The sequence below is a fragment of the Mesorhizobium sp. M1322 genome, from assembly GCF_040318085.1.
In the GTDB taxonomy this organism is placed as follows: domain Bacteria; phylum Pseudomonadota; class Alphaproteobacteria; order Rhizobiales; family Rhizobiaceae; genus Mesorhizobium.
In genome coordinates, this window is sequence record NZ_JAMYLP010000003.1 from 119,240 (window position 1) to 140,088 (window position 20,849).

Consider the following 20,849-nt stretch of genomic DNA (forward strand, 5'->3'; position numbering starts at 1 on the left):
CGGACGGGTCTACCTACAGTCTGGATAGCAGCAACCCTCACCCTCACACCCACCGTTATCCACGCCGCCGCCCACAGGTGGCGTTAGGCTGTCGGGGAACTCTATGACCACTCCTGGCAATGCGCCGTCGGTAGAGTCGCAGATTTTGAGCGAGCCGCCGAGTGCCGACGCACAAATCGCGCTTACGTCCAATCCCGGACCCGGTGCCCCTGGCAGGCCCGTGCCGGCTATCCGGTCGATGCTGTCCAATATCGGGAAGGTGTCGATTCCCCCGTAGCCGGTCAGCAGCTTGCCATTTTCTGACGTGCAGGCGAAGCCCGGGTTTGTGATGACCAGCCGTTTGCCATTCATCGTGCAGGTCATGCGGCCGGCGCGCAGTATGCCGACGGTCTGGCCAGCTGCCACCAGCACTTCGATGATGCCGCCTCTGGCCCCGAGCACCATGTGCGGCGTCGCAACCTGCATGACGCCGCCTTTCGAAACCTGGCCGCCATAAAAACGGGCAAGGCCGCTGTTCATCCCGATGTCGATCTTTCCAGATCCCGAGCCCGGATTGTAGACGAATTCATCGATCGTTAGGCTGGTGTTCGGACCAATCTTGGCGCTCGATTCGTCCCGGAACACCAGCATTCCAAGACCAGTGGGATTGCTGCGCAGCTGATCGCCGAGTTCGACGCCGGCGCCGACGTTCATTGTCCCGCCGTTGTTGCGGACGATGTTGGTCTGGTAGGCCGTCATCGACCCCACCGTTTCAGCAGCGGACGGTGCCGCGAAGGCAAGGCAGGCGACAAAAATGGCGATCTGACGATTCAGGGTTCTCATCGCGGCCTCTTTCAATTGAGCGTCAACGTGTAGCTCATCAGCATTTCGAACGATTTTCGGTCGCGGCTGGCGAGATCGAAGTTGGTTTCGCGATAGGCGAGATCGACGCTGATCTTCTGCGACTCCGTCAGCTGAAAATCGCTTTCCGAGGCAATGCGCCAGAAGTCGCTCTTGATATTTGTGCCGATGCCGATGGACAGATCGGGAGTGTCGCTATGGCCGGCCGAGAAGGCGACCTGGTGCGACCATGCGAAAAGATCCGGTGCGTTCATCAACAGGCCGCCATAGCGGACCTCGCCCATGTAGCTGCGGCCGATTTCGCCGGATCCGGAGGCGAAGTCATTCGAGCCGACAAAGCGCAGTCCGAGCGCCTGGCCGTTGCGGAAGCGGTAGCTGCCGCCTGCCTCATAGAAAACCCTGCTATCGGCGAAAATGCCTTGCGAGGCGCTTAGATCGATGTAGCCGCCGCCGGCGAAAAGGATCGTCTCGACCGTCGGGCGCACCAGGAAGCGTCCGCTGAGGCCGATGCCGGTTTCGTGGATATCGCTGTCGAAGCGATCCGTAACGGTGAACGCGGAAAGCAGCAGGCGCAGCGAATCGATCCCACTGTTGGGCAACCCCTTGTCCCAGGTGATCGCGGCGTTGCCGTGGATGAAAGTCTCCTTGCTACCCGGAACCGACAGGTCTGGCGTGAAAAAACGCTCTGTCGCCGTCAGCGCCCCCGATAGGACGAGAGCGTCGGCACTTGGCGTGCCGAGGTCCCACCGGACAAAGCCTTCCGCCCGCCCGTAGGGCGAGACGAAGCTATTGTCGTCCTGAGCCCCGCCGGGCTCAAAATCGGTGAATGCGCTGAACACGCCGCCGGTCAGAGCGAATTCCCAGGTGATGCCACGCAACGCGCGCTCGATGCGGGCGAGCAGGCGAACGGCTTCCTGCTGCTCAGTTGTCGACAGGCCGCCGACTTCGATGCCGTACTGCACCTGCCGCCGGGCCAATTCGTAGGAGCCGACATGATAGTACAACCGGCTGGCCGCCAGCCGGGCACGCGCATCGCGGGGATATTTGATCAGATACTGCTCGATCGAGGAGATCGCCTGATCGTATTGCCCTGCATTGACGGCAACCGTGACGAACTGGGCGAGCGTTCCGTTGTCGGCCGGACTGGCGATGCGGGCTGAAAAAGCATCGTCGTAGGTCGAAAAAAGACCCTGCGCGCCGGCCGGCAATGTGCCGCTACAAAGCAGCGCCGCGGCGCAGCCGACGATCGTTCGAAACGAAGATTGCATGCCGAGAACCCACCCCAAACCCGACCAGTGCGAAGGACTTAGCACGACTAGAAGAAAAAAAGCGACAGAACTGTCACGAGACCGGCCGAGTCTCAGCAGCTGTTGCAGCTGCGCAACAAACTATCGGGTTCATTCGCATTTCGCCTACGCTGGTTGGTCAAACATCTTCTCAGCTTTGCTTGACTTCGAGAAAGTATTCGCTACAAACGGCAACTAAGCCAAATCATAATCAGCCGTGGATTGCGCAGCCGACAAGATCAATATTGTTTGCGCGATTCTGCACGTATCTGGTCGCCGCAGGACGCATCAGGGTCACATGTAGCTCATCCGAAGGTCTTCCGTCGCGTTGCGCAAGCGCTCGGAGAGCGGTCGCGACCACTACAGCACGAGCGTAGTGGCAAGCCCCAGCATCAGGCCCATGCCTACAATATCGGTCACGGTGGTAAGGAAGATCGCGGAAGCCACGGCCGGATCGGCGCCGACCCGCCGCAAGCCCAACGGGATCAGCACGCCGGAGATCCCGGACATAAGGCACGATCCGGACATGGCGAGCAGGATCACAAGTGCCAGCATGGGCGCCTGGGATGCCGACTCCGGTTGCCGCGAGGCGTAGAACCACATCGCCGCGGCCGCCACGAGACCGACGAGCACGCCGTTGGCGATCCCGAGCACCCCCTCCCTCAGAATCAGGTGCAGCTTCGGTCGTTTGTCGACATCCCCCAGGGCGAGACCACGCAACGTCATGGCCAGTGCCTGGCAGCCGGTGTTTCCGCTCTGCCCGGCCAGTACCGGGAGGAACGCCGCCAAGGCGACGATCTTCTCGATCGTGCCTGTGAACGAACTGACCACGAAAGCCGCCATGAAGGCCGTCAGCAGGTTGAGCTGCAGCCACGGATGACGTTTCAAGAAGGCTGAAAACAGCGGCGTGAAAGAACGCTCCTCCTTCTGGACACCCACCATCTGGCCAGGCTGGGCAGAAATCTCGATGATTTGCTGCTCGAAAAGCCGCCAGCCGCGAACCTGCCCGAGCAGCCGGTTCTCCGCGTCCACCACGGGATAGACGGGGTAGTGACGGCGTACCGCCGCCTTGCAGGCTTCGCCCAAAGGCATATCGACGTGAAGGGCGAACGGTTTCGGCAGCATGATCTGATCCACCGTGGCGGCCGGTTCGCTCAGCATCAGATCGCGCAGAACCACCAGGCCAACGAGTTTGTCGCCCTCGTCCGTGATGTAGAGGTAAGTCAACTCGGTCGGCACGTGGGCGCGTCTGACGGCCTCGACCGCGGCGGCTACCGTCGTCCCGACAGCAACGCTGGCGGGGATCGGGTCCATCAACTCGACGACGGATCCGGGGACCGCGATATCCTTGCCGTCGCTATGAGGCTTGATAGGCCTCATATCCGGAGGCAAATGCTCCGCCACCTTCCGGGCGTGCCTATCCGGCAACAACCTTAATACGTCTCGGATGAACTCGGGAGACTCTCGGGCAAGCAATTCAGCCGCGTCGTCAGGTGCTCGAGCACGCAACGTGCGCACCGACTTCTCAACGTCGTTCTCTTGCCTCATCTTTCCCCCAATCTTTAATGTTGCGCCTCTGAACGTGTAGACAGGAGCGGTTCGCTCTGCCCCCCGCGCAGTGGCCCAGCGCCTCGATCCGGAAATCTTCGCCTTCTCAGGGCGCAGAGTAGACCGAACCCAGACAATCTGAGCCATTGCGTGGGTGCATACAAGCGGGCTGTAACGTCAGCGTGTCGCCAAGAGAATTGTCGTGTTGCCGAACTTCACCCGTCCGTTCCTGGGCTCTGCGAGCACGTCACAGCCCATCAACCAAGTAAGGTCGGCAATGGGCCGGTCGAGGCCCTGCTCATTGGGGTGCGCTCAGCCCGACAGTTCACGGTGCGAACGGCCGCGATTCAACCTGGGAATATGGTGAAACCGCCATCGACGCGGATGACCTGCCCGTTGATAAAGCGCGCGCGCGGACCGGCGAGGAAGGCCACCGCTTCGGCGATCTCTTCAGGCTCGGCATACCGGTTCAGCGATTTCTTGCTCGAATCCATGCGCTCCGGATCGACGACGCGGCTCGCCTGGAACCGTGCCGTCTTGGTGGCGCCGGGGCTCACTGCATTGATGCGCACGCCATCGTCGATCAATTCCTTGGCGAGGCAGCGCGTATAATGGACGACGGCCGCCTTCAGCGTGGAGTAGACCACCTCCGGCGAGCATCCGATATGCGCTGCCGCCGAGGCAATGTTGATCACCGAGCCTGAGCCGCGCTTGACCATAGGCGGAATGAACGCCTGGCAGACCAGCATCGTGCCGATGAGATTGTTCTCGGTCAGAACCTTGATGTCATCATAGTCGATGTCGAGCGCGTTGTTGGGGCTGGGCTTTACCCCCTTGGCGCCGATATCACCGCCGGCGCAGTTGACCAGAACATGCACATCGCCGAGGTCCGACTCGATCTTCCTCTTCATTTCGGCGACGGCTTGCCTGTCGCCGATGTTGCCGGTGACCGCGGCCACCCGTGTCCCATGTTTTTCCAAACCCCTGGCGGATTCGCCGAGGTCTGCGAATTCGCCGTATTGGGACGGCCGGGTCCAATCGAGATCGTGGATCGCGACGTTTGCGCCAAGTTCGGCCAGGCGGTCGGCCATCACGCGGCCGAGGCCGCGTCCCGAGCCGGTCACGAAGGCAGTCAGGCCGCTGAGTTCTCGGGCAGTCATGCTGATTTCTCCATTGCAATGAAATCGAACTTCTTCATGTTGGCGGCGCTGAGCCGGATCATGTCGAGCTCATACGAAACGAGTGCGCCGTCATCGTCGCGTTCCCATGGCGTCCGGTAATCGGCGTCGTCCGCAAGGCGGTTTACGCGCGCAGCACTCAGGCAGGCCGCGAAGTCGCGCGCGGTCTTCGGCGCATATCCGTTCCACCAGTCGTCGGTGAGACAGCGAACGTGGCGGGCCTCCAGAGCGCCTGGCTCGAGCACGGCCGTCAGCGTTTCGTGGTGCTCGGCGAGGATAGCTGCCAGTTCGGCGAAAGGCACGGCGCCGTCGCCGATCGCGCAGCGGACCAGACGGTAGCCCTCATCCGTGAACTGCACGCGATAATCCTTGAGGTGAACGTGGCGGACATGCGGCGCGATCCGCCGCGTGAAGGAAAGCGGAGCCTCGCCGACAGGGAACGTGTTGCCCGTATCGTAGGTGATGCCGACACCCGGCCCGCCGAGTTTGCAGAGCGCGACCAGTTCGTCGCTGCCGAAGTCCTGATGGTTCTCGATGCCGAGCACCCGGCCCTCAGCCGCCGCACGCGGCCCCCATTCCGCCAGGGCAGCGCGGATCGTCGCGTTGAACTCGTTCCATTTCCCGCCCCAGACGTTGCGGTCACCGCACAAGACGGGGGTCAGTGCAATACGGATCGTTGTCGCCTCGAGCAGGCGCGCAGCCCGAAACGCGTTGTCCAATGGACCTGCCACGAGAAGTCCGCCGCTTACCACCGGCACGATGTCAAGCGCGGCCAGACGCCTGCGCAGGTCGACGACCTCGGCGTCCGGCAAGTCGGTCAACCATGGTTCGTAGATCTCGAGCGTGCGTGCGCCCAGTTCCTGCGCAAGCGCTATGAAGCCTTCCAGCCCCGCCCCATCCGCATTGTGCCGCGGCGTGCCGCGGCCCTGCAGGCCGAGGTGGTAGGTCAGTCCGTAAGGGTTGAGGCCGAGACGAAGCATCAGCTTGGCAGTTCCAATGAAGGGTGGGGAAGGGATCTCACTATCGCAGACCCGCATCGACGGTGATGGACTGTTTCGTGATCATGCGGCTGTCATCGGCGGCAAGGAAGAGCACGGTCCGTGCGATCTCCTCGCCCAGCAGGACGCGGCGGATCAATTGCCGCTGCACCGTCCGGTCGATTGCGTCCTGCGTCTTGAACCACAGCTCGCGCTGCCGCTCGGTGATAACGGCGCCGGGTTCGACTGCATTAACGCGGATGTTGTCAGGTCCGAACGATCGCGCCAGAGCGCGGGTCAGGGCCACGACAGCCCCCTTGGCGGTAGCATAGGCCACCATCTGGTCCGCGCCGAAACGCCAGGCGATGGAAGAGAAGTTTATGATCGAGCCGAAGCCGAGTTCCTTCATATGCGGATGCACAGCCTGCGCGGCGAAGAAGTGATGCCGGAGATTGACGTCGAAGCTGCGGTCCCAATATTCGGCCGTCACCGCGTCAACGGGATGGCGCTGATCATCGGCAGCGTTGTTCACCAGGACAGCGACCGGACCAAGCCGCGTACGCACGGCTTCGACCGACGCCTGCAGCGCAGCGACGTCGGTTACATCGCAACGGAGGTACAACGGGGCCTGCCTGGCCGCCCCATCAAGCTCGCGCACCAACGCCTCCGCAGGTCCATCCTGCACATCGAGAAAGCCCACGCGGGCGCAATTCGCCACGAAAGCACGGACTATATCGGCCCCGATGCCGGAGGCGCCGCCGGAGATCAGCACGACGCGATCGGTCAAGCTCGGGTAAGTCGCGAATTGTATGGACATCAGATCACAGAAGCGCCTTGGTTGTTGGATCGAACAGGCAGGCGCGCGACATGTCGATGCCGAGCGTTATCGTCTCGCCCATGACGGGAGCGTCATCCGGCTCGAACCGGCCGGTGATCTCCAGGTCACCCAGCCTGAGGACGGCAAGCGTCTCGGCCCCGGTCGGCTCGACCAATTCGACCGGCGCCTGCATGGGCTGAACAGCAGGTTTGCGCGACTTCAGGTCGGTCGTGAAACGGTAGATGTGTTCCGGCCGAACACCGAGCACCACGTCCATTGGGGCACTGGCGGGCAAAGGCGCGGCAAGGGCAAGAGTGGCGTCACCGCCGTCAGCGGCGCGCACCGCGATGCTGCTTGAGCCGGTAAGCCGGGCGGGGATGAAATTCATCGCCGGCGATCCCATGAAACCGGCCACGAACATGTTAGTCGGCCGGTCATAGATCCGCTTCGGCGTGTCGAACTGCTGCACCGAGCCCTGGTTCATCACCGCAATGCGGGACGCGAGCGTCATCGCCTCGACCTGATCATGGGTGACGTAGACCGTCGTCTTGCCGACGCGGTGGTGCAGCTTCTTGATCTCGGTGCGCATGTCGACGCGCAGCTTGGCGTCGAGATTGGACAGCGGCTCATCGAACAGAAACAGCTTCGGGTCGCGTACAAGGGCTCGCCCCATCGCGACGCGCTGCCGCTGCCCACCCGACAGCTGCCCCGGCTTGCGGTTGAGCAACTGCTCGATCTGCAGGAGTGCGGCAACCCGCTTTACGGCTTCCGCTTGCTCCGCTCTGGGCACGCCTCGGCTTTCCATGCCGAAGGTGATGTTCTGGCGCACCGTCATGGTAGGATAGAGGGCGTATGACTGGAATACCATCGCGATGTCGCGGTCCTTGGGCTGCACGGAGTTCACCAGCCGGTCGCCGATCCAGATCTCGCCCGAGGTGACAGTTTCCAGGCCGGCGATCATGGCGAGCAAGGTTGACTTGCCGCAGCCGGAGGGACCGACGAGGGCGATGAATTCCCCGGTCCGCGCCTCGAGATTGATGCCGGCCAGAATCTCGAGCCCGCCATAGCTCTTGTGAAGGTCGCGGATCATCAGCGCGGACATGAGTGATGCCTCATTTGATGGCGCCTCATTTGATGGCGCCTTGCGTCAGGCCGCGCACGAAATATTTTCCACCGAACAGATAGATCAGCAACGGTGGCAGCGCGCCGATCAGCACGGCTGCGCTCATCACGTCATAGGCGCGGGCGGTCGTGCCGCCAGCAGTGAGCGCGACCAATGCCGCCGTAATCGGCTGCTGCTGGCCCGAGGTGAAGACGACGCCGAACAGATACTCGTTCCAGATGCCGGTGAATTGCCAGATGACGGTGACGATCAAAATCGGCGGCGACAGCGGCAGGATGATCTTGCGAAAAATCCGCCAGAAGCCGGCGCCGTCGATGCGTGCCGCCTTGATAAGGTCGTCCGGTATGCTGACGTAGAAATTGCGACAGAACAGGGTGGTGAACGAGATGCCCTGGACGACGTGAATCAAGACCAGCCCGTATGTCGAATTGGTCAGGCCGAGTTTGCCGAGCAGGAACGCCCACGGCATTAGCGAGATCTGGCCGGGCATGAAGACGCCGAGCAGCATCAGATTGAACAGAATTTCCGAGCCCTTGAAGCGCCATTTCGACAGCACATAGCCGTTCAAGGCGCCGAGAAGCGTGGAGATGACGGTCGCGGGGATCGCCATCCAGAGCGAGTTGAAGAAATTGCGCTTCATGCCTTCGCAGGTGCCGCTGACGCAATAAGTGCCCCAGGCCTCCGCCCACGCGTCGAGGCGGAAGCTGCGCGGCAGCGAGATGAGGCCGTTGCGGGCAATCTCGGACTGCTCCCGCAACGAGTTGAAGACCACGACCAGCAGCGGTGCAAGGTAGATGACCGCAAAAAGCGTCAGCACCGCATAAATAAGAAAGCGGTTCCAGAAATATCGCCGCGTAGCGGCGGCCGCTTCGGGATCATGCCGGGCGTTCGGGGCAATTTCAGCCATTGCGGCCCTCCGCCCGCCTGCGCCAGACGACCCACAAGGAATAGGGCACCAGCACAACCGCAAGGGCGGCGAGCATCATCATCGCCGCGGCGGCACCCTCGCCGATCTGCCCGCGCTGGAACATCAGGTCGTAAACGTAGATCGCCGGGAAAGTAGTGGATACGCCTGGCCCACCCCGCGTCAACGCCGCCACCAGGTCGAACGTTTTGATGGCGAACTGGATCTGAATGACCGCCACCGCCAGAAAAATCGGGGCGATCGTCGGCAGGATGACTTTCCGATAGGTTCGGGAAACCGACGCACCGTCGATCTGCGCTGCTTTGATGAGATCCGGATCGACCGACCGCAGGCCGGCCAGGAAAAGCGCCATTGCGAAGCCGGACGACTGCCAGATACCGGTTATGATCACCGCATAGATCGCGGTGTTGCGGTTGGCGGTCAGGGCGAAGCTGAAGTCGGTCCAGCCGAGCCCCCGCACGAAAGCCTGGATTCCGTCGACGGGATTATAGAGCCAGCTCCACACCGTACCGGTGACGATGAAGGACACCGCCAAGGGGTAGAGGAAGATCGTGCGCCAAACCGCCTCGCCGCGAACGCGCTGGTCGATCAGGATCGCGAGAAGCAGTCCAATCGCCATCGAGCCGACGATATAGAAGCCGCTGAACAGAAAGAGGTTCGTATAGGCGATGTTCCAGCGCCGGTTCGCCCAGAGCGAAGCATAATTGTCCAGGCCGGCGAAGCCATAGGTCGGCATCAACGACGAACTGGAGAGCGAGAGGTACAGCGTCCAGAGTGTGAAGACGAAGACGTAGATGAAACTCGCCGCAAGCGACGGCGCCAGCACCAGAATGGGCACCATCGTGCCCAGGCGCTCTCGCCACGGCGTCGCGGAAGCCGCAACCGGTACGGTCAGGTCACGCGTGGACATCGGCTGCTCCGGCGAAGTCGGGGCCAGGCGACGCGCGCCAGGCCATCATCGGCAGCTTCTTCACATCTGCGCTTCGGCCGCATCGGCCATGGCACTGGCTGCGTCCTGTGCGGTCATGTCCGGCGTCGCCACGAATTCGGTGACGGTATCCATGATCGCGCCGCGCACCTTCTGCGGGATCGTCATGTTGTGCGCCATAGAACGGACAAGCGTGCCGGCATCGATCGACGCCTGCAGGTCCTTCTGGGAGAGCTGCTGGCAAGGATTGAAGCCGTTCGAAAGATCGACGTCGAGACGGGCTGGAATCGAGCCCTTGGTCTGATTGAAAATCGTCTGGAACTCAGGCGACAGGATCGTGCTGGCGAGCAGTTTCTGCCCCTCGACGTAGTCCGGATCCTTCTGCTGGAAGAACACGACCGAGTCGGAATTCAGGATGAAGCCCGGCTTGCCCCAGTCAGTCGGCGCCTGGGCGCAGACATAGTCCGTGCCCTCCTTGAAGCCGCCGGCCGTGAGCAGGCCGAGCGTCCAGTCGCCCATGATGTGGAACGCGGCCTCGCCGCGGCCGACCAGATGCGACATGGTATCCCAGTCGCGCCCGTTCATGCCGGGATCCATATATTTCGTCGTCATGGTGCGGAACTGTTCGAAGGCTTTGACCATGCCGTCGCTGCGCATCGCCTCGACGTCACCCTCGACGAAGGCTTTCTTGAAGAGATCGAGATCCATTCCGTAGACCACGACCTCGAAGACCGTCGAATCGGTCCAGTCGGCGGTCGAGTGCGAGATGCAGATTTTGCCTGACGCCACGATCTTGTCGCAGGCGGCGTTGAAGTCTGCCCACGTCTTCGGCACCTCGGCGACGCCTGCTTCCTGCATGACTTTCGGCGATGCCCACAGCCAATTGATGCGATGAATATTCATCGGCGCCGCCACCCAGCTGCCGGTCGGTTTCATCACCGGCAGCAACTCGGGAGCGACGACCTTCTCCCAATTTTCCGCTGTCGCCAGTTCGTCGAGATTGGCTGTCATGCCGGTCCCGTTCCATTCCGCGATCTCTGGTCCCTTGAGCTGCACCGCGGGAGGTGCGTTGCCGGCGATCACGTCGGCTCGCAGTTTCGCCAGCGTGTTGGCCGTGTGGCCTGCGATGGAGGTCTGCTGCCAGGTGCCACCCTTGGCGGTGAACATCTCGCCGAGTTTGGCAATAGCCTGGGCATCCGATCCGGTCGCCCATTGATGCAATAGATTGGTCTTGGGCTCTGCGAATGCGGCTCCCGCAACAAGGGTGTACGCCGCAGCGGCCGCAACGGCCGTCCTCAGGTATTCCATCGTTTCACTCCCATATGTGATGTACGGTTCGTATCGACCGCTTGTGACCGCGATTTGAAGCCGCCGCCGGTGAGATGCAGTAATCTCTGTTCTTTCCAAGATGACATATTTGAGCTATCAGTCAACGTCCTTTGTGCCCATCATGAACAAACCTTCGCTTAGAAATTGGCTGATCGACAAGCCCTCCGCATCACCGGAGAGCCTGATCGTGCGATGCCTGCGTGAGCGCGGCGTGCTTTCTGCGTCGCAAATCGCGCACACCACCGGTTTGGCGCGGTCGACGGTTTCAACCGCACTCAACGGCTTGAGAAAGTCCGGAATGGTGATCGAATCCCCGGCCCACCATGACGGGGCCAGGGGCATCGGCAGGCCTGCCGCGACCTTGACGCTCAATCCCGCTGCGGGCACCTGCGTCGGAATCCACCTAGGCCTCGACGAGATACGGTGCGTCGTCGCGGACGTGTCGCATTCTGTCATTGCCGAACAAACTATCCCTATGGGTCTGGACTACCAGCCGCAACAGGCGGCCCAGCTCGCCAAGTCAGCAATTACCCAATGTTACGAAGAGAACGGTCTGCCGATGGCGGGGCTCCTGGGGGTTGGGGTTTCCGTCTCGGGCCCTGTTAGCCGCGAAGGAGTGGTGCTGCGTGCGAGTATTGTTCCGACCTGGGCCGGGGTCAACATCCGCGATGTGTTCGGGCCGGTTCTCGAACAGCCGATTTTCGCCGATAACGAGAGCAACTGCTCAGCCATTGCGGAGCTGATGTGGGGCGCGGCTGTCGGCCAAGACGATTTCGTGCTGTTCAAGATCGATCTCGGCGTCGGCGGGGCCATTGTCCAGCATGGCCGGCTGGTGACTGGCATCGCCGGCGGCGCCGGCGAATTCGGGCATATCAGCATCGATCCCGGCGGCGAGCTTTGCCGGTGCGGCAATCGCGGATGCCTAGAGCTCTACGCGAGTTTTGCCCGGCCGCTAGAGCAGATTTCGCGCATCGTGCGGCGGCCGGTCACGATGGACGAGGTGATCATGATGGCTGAACAGGGCGACGTCGGGGCGCTGCGTATGATCGAGGACACCGCGGAGTTCGCCGGCCGAGGTCTTGGCTTGATCGGCTCGGTGATCAATCCGCCACTCATCATCATCGGTGGCCGCATGGCTTTGGCGGGCGACATTCTCCTGGCACCGCTGATCGCGTCATATGAACGCCACACGCTCATCAAGTCCCGCGATATCGCGCCCGCCCTGCGCACGCGGATAATCGTTGGCAAGCACACAGAGAACGATGCATTGCTCGGCGCAGTCGGCCTGGTGCTGCGCCACAACAGCCGACTGCAATGATCTGGCTTTGCGCCGGGTGGCGCTACGACATTCACCGCCCGTGCGATTCAGATCGACCAAACTACTTCGAAAAAGGTGTGTTGACCGGCACGAACCGACCACATGCAGAGGAAGACGGAGGCCTAAAGCTCGCCAAGCGGTCTTGACTAGGCGCGGGAACAAAGCAAAAACACTCGAAGTGAGTCCGGGAGGCAGCGATTGCCCATGCACATTGCGAACGACCCGGCGGACCTCTTCCGTCACGTCAGCGCCGAAAAGGCCGTATTTTACCGCTGCATCATGGACGTCTTCGCGGCGGCGAAGCGGCAATACCGTTTGCAGTTGCGGCCGGACGAAGTGCTTGCCGAAGCCCGATGGCCGAATAAGCCGCCGCGCATTGAGGACGTGAATACGGCGCTCACCCAGCTCACGGAATGGGGCAATCTCGAATCGCATCCCGACACCGCTCGGGTTTCAAGCCTTAGCGACTTCTATCGTGCACGCTTCCTCTACCGGCTCTCGCAGGGCGGCGAGGCGGTGGAATCGGCCTTGGCGACATTCGTGCAGACCCTGCAGCGCCGCGCCGAGCTGCAAACCGTGGCGCTCGAGGACATAGGGAGCCGACTGCAGGCACTGCAGGCACTGGCGCAAGCAACCCAACCCGACGTGGCCAAGATCCACGAAACACTGCGGGACCTTGTGCGTGTCTTCGAAGGTTTGGCCGAGAACGCGCAGGCGTTCATGGCCGGCGTCGCTCGCAGCATCGAGTTGCAGCAAGCCGAAGCAGAAGCGGTCGCAAACTACAAGAAGCGGCTGATCGACTATCTCGAACGCTTCATGGGCGATCTGGTGCGCCGTTCTGACACCATCGCACGCCTCATCCTGGCGTTGGAGCCTGAGGTCGAGGCGCTGCTTGGACAGGTGGCGGAGCGCGAATCGCGGGACACGGCTCCAGGCGGCGCGCAGGATCAGGCCGAGGCGCGGAAAGGCTATCTGCAAGCCTGGCGAGAACGCTGGAAGGTTCTGCGCGGCTGGTTCCTCAGCACCGGCCATGAGCCGCCACAAGCCGAACTGTTGCGGGCGCGGGCACGTTCGGCAATCCCGCAGCTTCTGGCCGCTATCGCCGCACTGAATGAGCGGCGCAGCGGCCGCAGCGATCGCTCTGCCGACTTCCGCCTGCTCGCCGGCTGGTTTGCCGCCTGCGCCGACGACGGCGAGGCGCACCGGCTTGCGCGGGCTGCCTTCGCTCTCAATCCGGCGCGGCATTTCTCGCTCAACGCCAGCGCCGACGTCGAGCTGCCGGCCAGCACCTCCTGGGCCGACGCCCCGCCGCTCCAGATTCACCCGCGTTTGCGCGAATATGGCGAAGCGGCCCCGCGCGGACCGCTGCCACGCGTGCGCGACCGCGCCGAAGAGCGCACGTTCCTGGCGCTTCAGCTCGCGGAGGAATCACAGCAGGTCGAAGCGGCGCGCAAGCGTCTCGCCACGAGCCGCCCGGCGCGGCTTTCGGATCTTGGGGAACTCGACATGCACGCCTTCGGTCTGTTCCTGGGCCTGCTCGGGGAGACACTGGCCGAGCAAGCCGGGCCGGAGACGCCGGAGGAACGCCAGACCAGCGACGGCTTGCTGCACATCCACCTGAAGCCGCTTGCCCCCGACAGCCGCGCCATGATCGACACGCCACGTGGCGTTTTTGCCGGGCGCGACCATCTGATCACCATCACCCCCTTGCAGGACGGTCGATGAAGGCGGCGAACGGCTCCAACGACGGTCACGGCGTCGGCCTGCTGCAGCAGCGCTTCCAGCGCGAGGAGTTTCGCGCCTGCGTGCGGGCGCTGCTGATGACGCCGCTGATCGGCCCGGGGCATGAGGATTTCGCCGCCATACGCCGCCAGGCCGAAGCATTGCGCGAATGGTTTTCTCGCGAGACCGGCTGGATACTGCAGGTCGAGCGCGAGGGCGCGCGCCTCTACAAGCGGCCCGGAAACCTGACCGACGCCACGCGCGGCATTGCCGGCTACGATCGCCGGCGCTACGTGCTGCTTTGCCTCGCCTGCGCGGTGCTCGAACGCGCCGACCCGCAGATCACCTTGCGCCTGCTCGGCGAGCGGCTGCTGGAGCTCGCCGCCGAGCCGACGCTCGACTTCACCTTCGCGCTCGAGGCGCAACACGAGCGGCGCGAACTCGTTTCGGTGTGCCGCACATTGCTGATCCTCGGGGTGCTGCACCGCGTGGCCGGCGACGAGGAAACGTTCGTGCAGGCCGGAGGAGATCAGGCGGATGCGCTCTACGACGTGCAGCGCCGCATGCTGTCCGGCATGCTGGTGGCGGTGCGTGGCCCCTCCACCTGGACTCCGGAAGAGGCGCCGGCAACGCTCGAAGAGCGGCTGTGCGCGCTGGTCGGAGAACATGTGGCGGACAGCGAGGAAGGGCGGCGCACGGCGCTGCGCCACCAACTCGCACGCCGGCTCCTCGACGATCCGGTCGTCTATGTCGGAACGTTGGACCCGGAAGCTCGTGCGTATTTCTTCAACCAGCGCGGAACGATGGCTGCGCGCCTCTGCGACGCCGCCGGCCTGGTGGCGGAACAGCGCGCGGAAGGGCTGGCGCTGGTCGACGAAGCCGGTCTGCTGACCGACCTGGCGATGCCGGCCGAAGGCACCGACGCGCATGTAACACTGCTCGTCGCCGAATATCTGGGCACCGGGCAAAGGCAGCGGCGAGCCGGTGGCGGCGACATTGCGCAGGCCTCCGGCCGAGATATCCACGAGCATGACATTGCCGGCTTCCTGCACGAGGCCAAGGCGCAGTACGGCCGTTACTGGCGTAAATCGGCACGCGAACCAGGCGCCGAACGCGAGCTCGCCGCCATTGCGATCGAAAGATTGGAAAAACTGCAGCTGGCGGTGCGGGAAGCCGGCGTCGTCCGCCCGCTGCCCGCGCGCGCGCGCGTCGCGGTGGGCGCCGCCGCAATTAGCGAAACGCGCAACGCGCCGGCTGCGGATTTCGGCTTTCGGTTCGAACCGACATGAACGACCGCCTGGACCTGCTCGGCCTGACGCCGGAAAAACCGGCTTTGCCGATGCCCACAAGGCAGCGCTGGCAGCCTCTGCGCCTGGGCCTGGTGGAGCTCTTTCACTACGACAGCGAGGAATTCTGGTTCCGCGACGGCCATCTGTTGCTGCGCGGCAATAACGGCACGGGCAAGTCCAAGGTTTTGTCGCTCACGCTGCCGCTGCTGTTCGACGCGCAGCTCAAGTCTTCGCGCGTCGAGCCCGACGGCGACGGCGGCAAGAAGATGGCCTGGAACCTGCTGATGAACAGCCACGACCGGCGCATCGGCTATGCGTGGATCGAGTTCGGTCGCGTTGCCGAAGACGGCACGCCACGTTTTCTTTCGCTCGGCGCCGGCCTTTTTGCGACAGCAGCTCGTCCGCAGGTCGACAGTTGGTTCTTCCTGCTGGAAGACACCGACGACGCGCCGCGTATCAACCGCGATCTGCGGTTGATCAGTCCGCAGCAGGTAGTGCTGACCAAGGAGCGCCTGCGCGACGCGCTCGATGGCCGTGGCCAGGTGTTCGACACCGCGGCCGGCTACCGTCGCGCCGTCGACGAGCGCCTGTTCCATCTGGGCACCAAGCGCTACGACGCGTTGATGGACACACTGATCCAGCTTCGCCAGCCGCAGCTTTCCAGAAAGCCGGACGAAACCGCGCTTTCGAATGCGCTGACCGAGGCCCTGCCGCCGCTGGCGCCGGAACTGCTCGGCGACGTTGCTGAAGCGCTCGGGCAGTTGGAGGAAGACCGCCGCCAGCTCGACGAATATCAAGCCTTGGCCAAGGCCGTCAGCCGATTCGAGGAGCGTTATCGCGTCTACGCCGGTACGCTGACCCGCCGGCAGGCACGCTTGTTGCGCCAGGCCCAGACGGAGTTCGACAATGCCAGCCGAGCACGAGGTGAGGCCCAGGCTCGCTTCGACGAAGCGCAAAGCCAGGAAGCGCTGGAGCGGACCGCTCATGATGGCGTCGAAATCGCGCTGACGCGCGGGCGTGCGCGGCTCGACACCTTGCGCTCCGACCCGACGATGCAGGACGCCAACCGTCTCGAAAATGCCGAAAAGGAGAAGGCGGCGCGACTGCGGGCGATGCAGAGGGCGACCTTGGCCGTCGAAGAGGCGGGCCGACGACTGGAGCTCAGCAGCGAAGAAACCGAGCGCGCAACCCGGCGCGTGGGGCAGGCGGAACGCGCATTGGCCGATCTGCGCCGGGAAACCGCCGTTCACGCCGATGACGCAGGCATCGCCGGCCAACACGCAGCAAACCCCCTCGCCAGATTGGAGGCTTCCGCGCTGGCCGCACTGACGCAGCATGCTTTCGACGCGGCCTGCGCCGAGCTTCGCAGCCTCGTTGCCGGCCGGCGTGAACAGATCGGGTTGCTGCGTCGCCGCCACGGCGAAGTCGCTCAGGCCGAGGCCGCCTACACGCGGCGCCGCGAAATCCGGGGTGAGCGGCAGGTCGAGGCCGAAGAGGCCGCCGAGCGTCGGACCCGAGCTGACGCCGAGGTCGAACGGCAAAGCCGGGACCTGGTGGAAGGCTGGGACCGCCATTTCATCGGCCTGAAGCAACTGCAGATCGATCCCGACAGCAGGCCGGCGGCGCTGACGACTCTGGCGGAATGGACAGCGTCGGTGCAAGGCGACAACCCTGCCCGCCACCTTCTGCAATCGGCGTATCAAGGCGCCAGTCTCTCTCTGACACAGCGTCGCGTGGCGCTCGACGGCCAGCGACAGGCGCTGGAGATGGAATACGGGCTCCTTGAAGGCGAACGCGGACGCCTTGAAGCCGGCGACGACATGGCGCCGCCCCTGCCCTACACGCGTGATGCCTCCGTCCGGGACGCGCGTCAGGGCGCGCCGCTCTGGCAAGTGATCGATTTTCGCGGCGCAGTAGCTGCACCGCAACGCGCCGGCCTTGAAGCCGCGCTCGAAGCGGCCGGGTTGCTCGACGCCTGGTTATCGCCTGACGGACACCTTCAGGCCGGCGACGGCGGCACCCTGCCTTACGATACCCAGCTGCTGGAACGGCAAAAGCATTCTCCATCGCTCGGCGACTGGCTGGAAGCCACCGTGCCCGCGGGCTGCGCCGTGCCGGCCAATATCGTTGATCGGGTGCTGTCGGGTATCGCCTCGGCGGATGACGATCCGATCGATAGCGAGGCCTGGGTCTCCACCGACGGCCGTTTCCGCCTCGGCGCGCTGTCCGGAGCGTGGGGCAAGCCGGAGGCGGTCTACATTGGCCATGTGGCCCGCGCCGCAGCCCGCGCGCGGCGCTTGGCCGAAATTGCTGGCCGCCTTGCGCAACTCTCCGACGAGTTGGCGGCTCTGCGAGTGAAAGGCGAGCAGCTCGCGCTGGACCGCGAACAGGCCGACGAGGAATGGCGCCTTGCGCCTTCCGACGAAGTATTGCGGGTCGCTCATATGGCCGCTACCGCAGCCGCCGACGCCGCGCGCCTGGCCGGCGAAAAACTGACCGAAGCGGACACGCGCTGCCGCGAGGCAGAACAGGCGCTCAAGGCCTTGCGCGAACGCCTTGCCGCAGATGCCATGGACCTGCGCCTGCCGGCAACACCCGACGCGCTGCCTGCCGTCGAAGCGGCGCTGGATCATTACCGCGATGCTCAGGTCCGGCTCGAGCAAGCAGCTCACGAGTTTTGTCTGGCAATGCCCGAGTTGCAACGGCAGCGTGCCCGCCAGGGCGAGGCGCGCAGCGACGTGCAGCGGCGCGAAGAGGAACTCGTGGCCGCCCGCATTGAAACGGAAGATGCCACTGCCCGGCTCGAGCTGCTGCGGGAGACGGTCGGCGCCAAGGTCGAGGAACTGCAGAGAAGCCTGACCGATGCCCGCCGCGCCGTCGAAACCGGCGAAGCCGAGCTGAAGCTCGCCGGCGATAGATTGCGCAAAGCGGGTGAGGCACGCGCGGTCGCCGGGCAACACGCCGAGACAGCGAACGTCGTCCTCGGGGAACGCGGCGAAGCACGCTCCGAGGCGATCTCCAGATTGCAGCAGTTTGCAGGCACCGGCCTGCTGTCTGCAGGGCTGCCGTCTGTCGAACTGCCTGACATCGGCAGCCCGTGGACCATCGACCCCGCGCTGACGCTGGCCAGACGCGCGGAACAGGAGCTGTCGAATCTCAGGGATGACCACGATGCATGGACGCGCGTCCAGCGGCAGATGGCTGAGGAACTGACCGAGTTGCAGCGCGCACTCGGCGCGCTGGGCCATCAGGCCCAGGCCGATCCCAGCGACTGGGTTTAAGGGTGGACATTGTTTATCAGAACCGGCGCGAGCGGCCGGACCGCCTCGCCAACCGGCTGGCCGAAGAGATCGCCCAGCGCGGTGAACTGCTCAGCGCCAACGAACGCGCCGTCCTGGAGAACCATCTGCAAGCCGAAATCGCCGCAGAGATCCAGCGCCTGTTGCAGGCCGCCGAACGCCAGGTCGACGTCATCAACAGCGAATTGCACAAGCGCCCGACCTCCACCGGCGTGCGCTATCGCCTGTTGTGGCAGCCGCTGTCCGAAGGAGAAGGCGCGCCGGTGGGCCTCGACACGGCGCGCAAGCGCCTGCTCAACACCAGCGCGGACCTTTGGTCGGCGGACGACCGGCGCGTCGTCGGCGCGATGCTGCCGCAGCGCATCGCCGCCGAGCGCGAGCGCGCTGATGCCACCGGCGGAAAGGATAGCGGCGGCACCTTGCTCGACCAGCTGGCCCGCGCGCTCGATTATCGCCATTGGCACCGCTTCCGCGTCGAACGCTGGCAGGACGGCCATTGGCGCAAGCTTTCCGGACCCGCTTCGAGCGGCGAGCGGGCGCTCGGCCTCACGGTGCCGCTCTTTGCCGCTGTCGCCAGCTTCTACAGCCAGAGCAGCTATGCCTTGTCCCCACGGCTGATGCTGCTCGACGAAGCCTTTGCCGGAATCGATGACACAGCGCGAGCGCATTGCATGGGGCTGATCCGCGAGTTCGATCTGGACTTCGTCATCACCAGCGAGCGCGAGTGGGCCTGTTATGCCGAACTGCCGGGTGTCGCCATCTGCCAGTTGCAGCGGCGCGAAGGGATCGATGCCGTGTTCGTCTCGCGATGGACCTGGGACGGACGAGAGAAGAAGCCCGAGACCGATCCCGATCGCCGATTTGCGCCGGCATGAGCGATCAGGTCGACTCGCGTCTTCAACGCCTGCTCGGTGGCGACCATCTTGTCTCGCTGCGCAAGCGGTTGCGCCAACGTTTCGAGCGCGCGCCGCTCGAAGGTGCCGTCGATCATATTCGCGTCGCCGGGCTCAGTGCAGAGGAACACGAGGCACTGGCCGCGCTGCTCGGTCGCGCGCAGCGCCGATCGAAGTCCCTGCAGATCGACGTTCGCCGCCTCGATGCCGACCTGCGGCGCGCCGGCATCGCCACATCGCTGCGCGATGCGTTGGAAAAGCTTGACGGCTCCATCCTTCATCTCGCCGGAGCACGCCTTCGACAGCAAACTTTGTGGTCGAGCGTAGTAGATGGTTGCAGCCATCCCGGCTTGGCCAGCCTGCTGCTGACGCCGGGAGGCATCGGCCTCGTCAAGCGGCTCGCTCGGCGGGATACGGTCGCGGCGGCGGAGCTTTGCCGGCGCGCCGAAGAGGTGCTGCGGCACCTGCCGGCAAAAGCCATAACACGATCCCAACTGGCGGCGGACGTGCTGGGCGATGCCCATGCGCTTGACAATGGTCGCGGGGCCGCGGCACTCGTGCTGGCGGTCTTGCGCCAGACCGCCACGCCCGTTCCTGACGCCGCAGCACCGATTGCCGACGAAGATGGCGAGACGGTACGGGAAACGAGAGAGGACATCGTTCTGGAACCGGCCGCCGCCGGCGCGGAGCGTATACGCGAGACATGGGCCAGAGCAGGCGTTCTGGTCAACGAGCTGGCACGCCCGGCCCTCTTCCTGAACCTGCCGACAAGCGGGACCGAAAGCGATCGTTGGCCCCTGGGAGAACCGGCCTATGCATCGCTGCGATCGCTGCTGCGCTCACCGCCCCGATGGGATGTAGCGGGCCGCGACGTTTACGTGTGCGAAAATCCCAACCTGCTCGCCATCGCCGCGGACCGATGGGGGATTGGCTGCGCCCCGCTGGTCTGTACCGACGGGATGCCAGCCGCCGCGCAACGATGCCTTCTGGCTCAACTCGCACTGGCGGACGCGCGGCTGCGCTATCACGGCGATTTCGACTGGCCCGGATTGCGTATCGGCAACCAGGTCATGCGAGAACACGGTGCGGAGCCATGGCGCTTTGGCGCCGCGGACTACATTGCCGCCGTGCGGACGGCGCCGGGCCTGGCGCACCCGCTTGGAGGAAAGGTGGCGGAAGCGTCATGGGACGCAGCGCTGGCACCCGCGATGCGTCAGCATGGCGTGGCCATCGCCGAAGAGGCCATGGCTGCCTCGTTGTTGCCGGACCTCGATGATCGATGAGGCTGCATTAGCAGGACGCATTTTCAGGCCTGACAGCAGCACTTCGGACGCGGCACGCTCGCAGATCATGTCATTGAGCTGCTGCCGGGGCAGA

The 20,849-nt window shown here is 64.1% G+C and carries 16 protein-coding genes; 6 read left to right on the forward strand and 10 right to left on the reverse strand.

The window, feature by feature from the left end; all coding sequences use genetic code 11:
• Positions 1–9: 9 nt before the first annotated feature.
• The 10 genes from NKH12_RS02190 to NKH12_RS02235 all read right to left on the reverse strand — a co-directional run bounded on the left by NKH12_RS02190 (position 10) and on the right by NKH12_RS02235 (position 10,930).
• A complete protein-coding gene (locus NKH12_RS02190) occupies positions 10–822 on the reverse strand; it encodes a FecR family protein (protein WP_352951679.1) in 813 nt (270 codons plus the stop codon).
• An 11-nt stretch (positions 823–833) separates the two neighbouring features.
• The gene (locus NKH12_RS02195; RefSeq protein ID WP_352951680.1) at positions 834–2,108 is read right to left on the reverse strand and encodes a tetratricopeptide repeat protein; all 1,275 of its coding nucleotides are present in this window, start codon (positions 2,106–2,108) and stop codon (positions 834–836) included.
• A gap of 378 nt (positions 2,109–2,486) precedes the next feature.
• Complete coding sequence (locus tag NKH12_RS02200; protein ID WP_352951681.1) at positions 2,487–3,674, reverse strand: magnesium transporter; 1,188 nt, start codon at positions 3,672–3,674, stop codon at positions 2,487–2,489.
• Positions 3,675–4,021: 347 nt separating this feature from the next.
• Positions 4,022–4,834: an SDR family NAD(P)-dependent oxidoreductase gene (locus NKH12_RS02205; RefSeq protein ID WP_352951682.1), complete on the reverse strand. Its 813-nt coding sequence runs from the start codon at positions 4,832–4,834 to the stop codon at positions 4,022–4,024.
• A complete protein-coding gene (locus tag NKH12_RS02210) occupies positions 4,831–5,832 on the reverse strand; it encodes a sugar phosphate isomerase/epimerase family protein (RefSeq protein ID WP_352951683.1) in 1,002 nt (333 codons plus the stop codon). The genes NKH12_RS02205 and NKH12_RS02210 overlap by 4 nt, the downstream gene beginning before the upstream one ends.
• Positions 5,833–5,872: 40 nt before the next feature.
• Positions 5,873–6,616 (reverse strand): SDR family NAD(P)-dependent oxidoreductase, encoded by a 744-nt coding sequence (locus tag NKH12_RS02215; protein ID WP_352951684.1) that lies wholly within the window; start codon positions 6,614–6,616, stop codon positions 5,873–5,875.
• 34 nt (positions 6,617–6,650) lie between these two features.
• Positions 6,651–7,748, reverse strand: coding sequence for an ABC transporter ATP-binding protein (locus tag NKH12_RS02220; RefSeq protein WP_352951685.1), 1,098 nt, complete (start codon positions 7,746–7,748; stop codon positions 6,651–6,653).
• A gap of 25 nt (positions 7,749–7,773) precedes the next feature.
• Entirely contained in the window at positions 7,774–8,676 is a 903-nt protein-coding gene (locus tag NKH12_RS02225) for a carbohydrate ABC transporter permease (protein ID WP_352951686.1), read from the reverse strand.
• Complete coding sequence (locus NKH12_RS02230; RefSeq protein WP_352951687.1) at positions 8,669–9,604, reverse strand: carbohydrate ABC transporter permease; 936 nt, start codon at positions 9,602–9,604, stop codon at positions 8,669–8,671. Before NKH12_RS02230 ends, NKH12_RS02225 begins: the two co-directional genes overlap by 8 nt.
• A gap of 60 nt (positions 9,605–9,664) precedes the next feature.
• Positions 9,665–10,930: an ABC transporter substrate-binding protein gene (locus tag NKH12_RS02235; RefSeq protein ID WP_352951688.1), complete on the reverse strand. Its 1,266-nt coding sequence runs from the start codon at positions 10,928–10,930 to the stop codon at positions 9,665–9,667.
• A 142-nt stretch (positions 10,931–11,072) separates the two neighbouring features.
• Between NKH12_RS02235 and NKH12_RS02240 the strand changes: the two genes are divergently transcribed.
• From NKH12_RS02240 to NKH12_RS02265, 6 genes are all read left to right on the forward strand, one after another.
• The gene (locus NKH12_RS02240; protein WP_352951689.1) at positions 11,073–12,269 is read left to right on the forward strand and encodes an ROK family transcriptional regulator; all 1,197 of its coding nucleotides are present in this window, start codon (positions 11,073–11,075) and stop codon (positions 12,267–12,269) included.
• A 204-nt stretch (positions 12,270–12,473) separates the two neighbouring features.
• Positions 12,474–13,994, forward strand: coding sequence for a TIGR02677 family protein (locus tag NKH12_RS02245; RefSeq protein ID WP_352951703.1), 1,521 nt, complete (start codon positions 12,474–12,476; stop codon positions 13,992–13,994).
• Positions 13,991–15,280 carry a TIGR02678 family protein gene (locus NKH12_RS02250; protein WP_352951690.1) on the forward strand — a complete coding sequence of 430 codons (1,290 nt, stop codon included), beginning with the start codon at positions 13,991–13,993 and terminating at the stop codon, positions 15,278–15,280. The genes NKH12_RS02245 and NKH12_RS02250 overlap by 4 nt, the downstream gene beginning before the upstream one ends.
• Positions 15,277–18,561: a TIGR02680 family protein gene (locus NKH12_RS02255; RefSeq protein ID WP_352951691.1), complete on the forward strand. Its 3,285-nt coding sequence runs from the start codon at positions 15,277–15,279 to the stop codon at positions 18,559–18,561. Before NKH12_RS02250 ends, NKH12_RS02255 begins: the two co-directional genes overlap by 4 nt.
• Before the next feature lie 2 nt (positions 18,562–18,563).
• On the forward strand, positions 18,564–19,454 hold the full coding sequence (locus tag NKH12_RS02260; protein ID WP_352951692.1) for an SbcC/MukB-like Walker B domain-containing protein: 891 nt from the start codon (positions 18,564–18,566) through the stop codon (positions 19,452–19,454).
• Positions 19,451–20,755: a TIGR02679 family protein gene (locus NKH12_RS02265; RefSeq protein ID WP_352951693.1), complete on the forward strand. Its 1,305-nt coding sequence runs from the start codon at positions 19,451–19,453 to the stop codon at positions 20,753–20,755. Before NKH12_RS02260 ends, NKH12_RS02265 begins: the two co-directional genes overlap by 4 nt.
• Positions 20,756–20,849: the final 94 nt, after the last annotated feature.